The sequence below is a fragment of the Mycolicibacterium bacteremicum genome (genome assembly GCF_002086115.1).
In the GTDB taxonomy this organism is placed as follows: domain Bacteria; phylum Actinomycetota; class Actinomycetes; order Mycobacteriales; family Mycobacteriaceae; genus Mycobacterium; species Mycobacterium bacteremicum.
Window position 1 is genome coordinate 1 of sequence record NZ_MVHJ01000077.1, and the last position, 684, is coordinate 684.

Here is a 684-nt window from a genome sequence, read left to right on the forward strand (position 1 = left end):
CGGGTGGGTAGTTCTGGCAGACCGCGGTGGAGGCGGCGACGACACCCTTGTTGTTGAAGAAGATCTTGGCCCAGTTCGGCCAGTTCCAGGCCAGCTGTTCGTAGAAGGCGTTGGTGGCGGTGTCCTCGGAGTACTGGCGGCGGCCGGCGTAGTCCATGGCGAAGAACCAGTGGATGCGGTCCTGGACGGCGCGGTGCACCTCGGGGGACTTGTTGTTGTAGTCGATCATGTAGCGCTCGTAGTAGACCGGGTTGGTGTCGCGGGTGGCGGCCAGGATCTGCTCGGCGGTGCACGGGGTCTTGAGGATCTTGCTGGGGATCGGGTATTCGTCGGTGGCGTCGGCTCCCGCGATGGGCGCCAGTGTCAGGGCGGCGGCCGCGGCGAGTCCGGCCAGCGTCAGTTTCTTCATGATGCTTCCTTCTACTGGGTCAGCAGGACGCGTTTGTCGGGGCAGTAGTAGTTCATGGCGGCGCCCAGGAACTGCCAGGCCTGTTCGGTGGTGGTGCCGCGGATCAGTTGGTCGGAGACGAATTTCGCCGAGTCCTGGGCGTTGTGGTCGATGCCGCGGTCCAGGCGTTTGCAGGCGATCTTGCCGATCCAGGCGTTGAAGTCCTTCTGGCCGTAGATGCCGTAGCCGTGCAACTCCTTGGCGAACGCGGAGTCCGGATCGGCCTGCGCCGGCGC

The 684-nt window shown here is 64.8% G+C and carries 2 protein-coding genes; both read right to left on the minus strand.

The genetic code is table 11. From position 1 onward, the window contains the following. A partial coding sequence (locus tag BST17_RS28550) for a DUF5078 domain-containing protein (protein WP_083062364.1) occupies window positions 1–409 on the minus strand: 409 nt, incomplete at its 3' end. A gap of 11 nt (window positions 410–420) precedes the next feature. After that, window positions 421–684: DUF732 domain-containing protein (locus BST17_RS28555; RefSeq protein WP_083062365.1), on the minus strand; the 264-nt coding region annotated here is incomplete at its 5' end.